Origin of the sequence: Schlesneria sp. (genome assembly GCF_036405755.1) — a bacterium.
GTDB classification, from domain to species: Bacteria; Planctomycetota; Planctomycetia; order Planctomycetales; family Planctomycetaceae; genus Schlesneria; species Schlesneria sphaerica.
The window spans coordinates 1-5,076 of sequence record NZ_DASWWZ010000727.1; the positions used below are offsets into that span (position 1 = coordinate 1).

Annotated in this window: 1 protein-coding gene and 1 pseudogene; one reads left to right on the forward strand and one right to left on the reverse strand. The window is 55.8% G+C overall.

The features are described from left to right. Positions 1-2,339, reverse strand: a 2,339-nt coding sequence (topA, locus tag VGE80_RS23955) for a type I DNA topoisomerase (protein ID WP_440594403.1), incomplete at its 3' end; no start/stop codon positions are given. A gap of 427 nt (positions 2,340-2,766) precedes the next feature. Between topA and VGE80_RS23960 the strand changes: the two are divergent. Then, positions 2,767-5,076, forward strand: a pseudogene (locus VGE80_RS23960) (hypothetical protein); the annotation flags it as partial.

The window sequence follows — 5,076 nt, forward strand, 5'->3', positions numbered from 1 at the left end:
GCCTTCGTCTTCGCCTGAGCAAGCAGTTCGAGCGCCCGCTCCATGGTGATGGACAGCACGTCGTCGGTCTTGTCCAGTGACTTGAAGGTCTTCTCGTGTTTCACATAGGGGCCATACATACCGATCCCGGCGTTGACCACATGCCCCGTCACCGGGTGCTTTCCAAGCTGTCGCGGAAGCGACAGATAATCAAGCGCGTCTTTCAGTGTGATTGAATTCGGATCGCGTGTCTTGGGAAGGGAGACCCGCTTGGGCTTGGTTCCGTCTTCCCCCACCTCACCGAGCTGCAGATAGGGTCCGAAAGGCCCGACCAGCAGGAAGATCGGCAGTCCCGTCTCAGGATGCTCACCCAGCGACTGGGGGCCCCGCTGCTTCAGATCAATCAGATTCTCAGCAATCTCATTGTTGATGTCCGCCGGTGCCAGACTGTCAGGAATCGACGCAGTAACGGTCTCTCCGTTGCGTTCGGTTTCCACGTAGGGACCGAATTTTCCAACTCGAATTCGCGACGACAAACCATTGAATGTCAAGGTGCAGGCAAGACGCGGATCGATTGCCTCTTCATTTGCCTTGACCTGGGCATCGAGTCCGTCCGATCCGCTGTAGAAATGCTGGAGGTAGGGAAGTCGGTCCCCCTGGCCGTTAGCGATATCATCGAGGTCCTGCTCCATCTTGGCAGTGAACCCGAAGTCGACCAGCTTGGGGAAATAGGTTTCCAGCAATTGTGTTACTGCGAACGCCGTAAACGTCGGTACAAGCTGCGTTCCCTGTTTGACAACGTAGTCACGATTAATAATCGTGTCAATAATCGTGGCATAGGTACTCGGACGGCCGATTCCATCTGCTTCCAATGCCTTCACCAGCGTGGCTTCCGTGTAGCGTGCGGGTGGCTTGGTTTCATGACCGATGGGATCGAGCAGAGAACAGTTCAGTCGATCTTTCTCGGCCAGTGGCGGCAAGGATGCCTCCTGATCGTCGAGCGCGGCTTCCGGATCATCGACCCCTTCGACGTAGGCACGGAAGAAGCCGGGAAATTCGACGTGGCGACCCGTTGCTTTGAATTCAGCATCTTCGACAGCAACCGTCACCGTCTGGAATCTCAGCTGCGCTTCTGCCATCTGCGTCGCGACGGTCCGTTTCCAGATGAGCGCGTAGAGCGCCGCTTCACGCCCAGACAGACCGTGCTCTTCGGCCGTCTTCATTTCCGTTCCGGCGGGCCGAATGGCTTCGTGAGCTTCCTGCGCGTTCTTGGTTTTCGTCGTGTACTGACGCGGTTCAGGGCTGAGGTATTCTTTTCCGTAGCGATCCTGCACCGATTTTCTCGCGGCATTGAGTGCCTCTTGAGAAAGATTGACACTGTCGGTTCGCATGTAAGTGATATAGCCGTCTTCGTACAGGCTTTGTGCGATCCGCATCGTGTCACGGGCAGTCAATCCGAGCTTGCGGTTAGACTCCTGCTGTAACGTGCTGGTCGTGAAAGGAGCATACGGCTTACGGGTTTGCAGTCGTGTTTCAACCGACGACACCACCCAGGGCTGGTCCTGCAAACGGGCTTGAAGTTCTCGCGCTGCTGCTTCGTCGAGCAGCTTGACCTTGGCATCCACCTTGAGCTTGCCCGTCTGCTCGTCAAAGTCTTTGCCCGTGGCGACTCGTTCGCCGCCAACCGTCGCCAGCGTTGCCTCGAATTCTGCCCCGGTTTCCGTTTTCAGTGTTGACTTCAAATCCCAGTACGAACCCGACTTGAAAGCCAGTCGCTCGAGTTCCCGTTTCACGAGCACGCGCACCGCCACGGACTGTACACGCCCCGCCGACAGCTTGGGCCTGACCTTCTTCCACAAGAGTGGGCTGAGGCGATAACCGTAGAGGCGATCGATGATTCGGCGCGCCTCCTGAGCAGCGACGAGATTCATGTCGAGATCGCGCGTCTTCTTGACGGCTTCCTGAATGGCCTCCTTGGTGATTTCCGAGAAGACCATGCGCTTCACGGGGACTTTCGGCGCAAGCACTTCCGCGAGATGCCAGCCAATGCTCTCTCCTTCGCGGTCTTCGTCGGTTGCGAGTAGCAGTTCGCCGGCGCCTTTCAACGCGTCCTTCAGTTCCTTCACCAGTTTCTTGCGTCGATCGCTAACGATGTACAGCGGTTCAAACTCGTTGTCGACGTCAACACCGTATTTGGCGAGATTCGACTTCGTCTTCTTAATCTCTTCGGGGATATCTTTAGCACTCTCAGGGAGGTCGCGCACATGCCCCATACTGGCCATGACTGTATAGTCATTACCGAGATAGCTGCCGATTTTTTTGGCTTTTGCGGGTGATTCGACGATCACCAATCGTTTCATAGACTTTTCTGTCACCGGAAAACTTTCCGTTTGCAATCACCAATTGACTCAGGACGACCCCGATGGCCCGAACGACACACACTTCCCACCCACCAGCATTCGTGGATGTGGCGCAACTGCCGACAGCAGAATAGACTGGGTGATGGTTGTGTTCAGCAAATCCCTTGTGTGCCGAGCATGTCTGGCTACAATGCCGACGTTCGCACGGGGAATTCCAATAAGGAATCGTAACAGGGTCTGTCAAGCGTCGAGCTTTACAGGCTCTCTCACGAAGTCTGTCATTAACATCACACGAGTCAGCCTGATTGTCATTTCATTTCGCGATCATCACCGTCGCGGATGACAGTTTCAACAGCGCTGACTTTGCGGCGTTCGGTGCAGCCAAACTCGTGCGGGAGAAGCCGCAACCAGGAAAAGGATTCCGTTGATGAGTAGCACATTCTTCGCATCGATCCGTCGAAATCAAAGACAGTGGATGGTCGTCCTCACCGTCCTCGCAATGATTTCGTTCTTATTCCTCGACTATGTCGGTCGAGGGACTGGACCGATGTCGCCCGTCGGTGGCGCCATTCTCATCGGTATTCTGTGCGCCGCCGGCATGTGCGTCGTGGGCTACCCTCGTCAGAAAGCGACCGAATTCGGTCTGGGCGGACTACTCGTCGGTGCGCTCGTCGGCTTTATCGGGTTTGCGGCAATGGCACAAAGCAAGCCCGTCGTCCGAACCGCGATCGGAAGCTTCACACGCTACGATCTTGAACAACTGGCTCAAAATCGGATGCGTGCAAATCAGTTCCTTTACGCGGTCGCCCGAAGGGTGCAAAGCGGAATGCCGTCTGGTTTCGGCGGAATCGATGATCCTTCACTGGTGCAATACAAGATCCTGCTGACGGACGCTCAGAAAATGGGTATCCGAATCTCGGACGAAGGTGTGAACGATTTCCTGAAAGAGATCGGGAATAACCGGATGACTCAGCAGGACTTCCGGGAAAGTCTGCGGGAAGCGCGGCTCGGTGAAAGCGAACTGTTCGACATCCTGAAGGAAGAACTCGCAGCCCGGCTGGCAGTCAAGCTGACCTATCCGCCTGCGACGGTCGTCCAGGTCAGACCCGAGTTCGCACAGTACACTCAGACTCGAGAACCACTTCGCTACATGGAGCAGACCCCAGAACAGCTTTGGGACGCCTATCAGAAGATGAATCTGAAGCAGTCTCTTCAGGCAGTTGCGATTCCCGTCCAGGATTTCGTCAGTGAAACAGCGCAGCCCTCTGATGCAGAGCTGGCACTGTTCTTTGAAAAATATAAGACGAACCGTTGGATCGACGAAGCACGCCCTGGCTTTCTCCAAATGCCCAAAGTCCAGCTGGCCTACCTGACAGCCGACTTCGAAGAATTCGAGAAACGCGTCAATCCGACAGACGAAGAAGTGAAGGAATACTTCGAACGGAATAAAGATCGGTACCGCGCCCCAGAGACCAAAGAATCGACCGCGCCGAAACTACCCGAAGGTGAATCCACGAGTTCTGACACCAGTGCACCTGCCTCCGAAGAACCGAAATCGGAACAACCCGCAGCCCCCACGGAAGAAAAGTCCGAAGCCGAGCCCGTAAAAGAAGAACCGAAGGCAGAGGAGCCCAAAGCAGAAGAGGCTCAGCCTGAGGCTCCTCAGTCCGAGCAACCAGGGACTCAGCCTGAAGAGAAGAAAGAAATCGACGCAACCGAGCCCAAGTCGGAATCCTCCTGCGGAGAAGAGCCAACCAATCCCGAGCCGACTGCGAAGGACGAAGTTGCTCCCGAAACTCCAGCCGCTGAGGCAGCCCCCGCCGAGCCCGTAGCTGCCGAAAAAACGGACGAAGTGAAAGAGCCAGAAGCTGCTACTGCTCCGGAAACGGCTCCTGCATCTCCTGAAGCCACCACAGAAAAACCAGAGCAACCTGCTGCCGAAAGCAGCGAAATCGAAGTTCCGAAACTGAGCGAATCGCCAGAGTCGCTCCCCACACCAAAGCTGCGGGAACTCGATGATGAGCTGAAACTGGAAATTCGTGAAGCCATTGCACGCGAGCGGGCCTTCGACCTGATCGCAACGGCCTTGGACGCGGCGTACGAGTTCATGGTCCCATTGGGCTTGGACTATGACACCACAACTGACCTGACCGAGAAGGCAGAAAAAGCGAAAACCATCGCCGAGAAGTTGAAGAAGTACGCTGAGCAGCACAATCTTCAGTATGTCGAAACCCCGGAATGGGAATATGAACAACTGCTGGCAGAACCGATCGGGATGGCATTCGAGTCCCAGAAGCGCTCACCGGTGGCCAGCGATGTTCTGATGCGCGGGGACAATGGTGAGTCCCGCATGCCGCTGTATTCTCCTCGTCGTGCAGACCTGCGAACCCGACGTGGCTCATTCGCTTACTGGAAGATTAACGATCTTCCAGCCCGGGTGACCGAACTTAAGGAAGAAACTGTCCACGAACGGGTTGTTCGCGCATGGAAATTCGATCAGGCACGAACCCTTGCAGAAAAGCGAGCAAAAGCATTAGCCGAAATCGCCAAGACGGAAGGGAACAATCTCGCCTCCGCGGTCTCGGGTGAGTCTGCCACTGGACAAAAGGGTGATCCCGCACTGAGCCTCATCGAGACTCCCGAATTCACGTGGCTCTCTCGACCACAAAGCCTCCCTTCGGCACAGCAGGAACCGACACTGACAGACATCCCGCTCATCCCAGAGGTGGATGGTAAT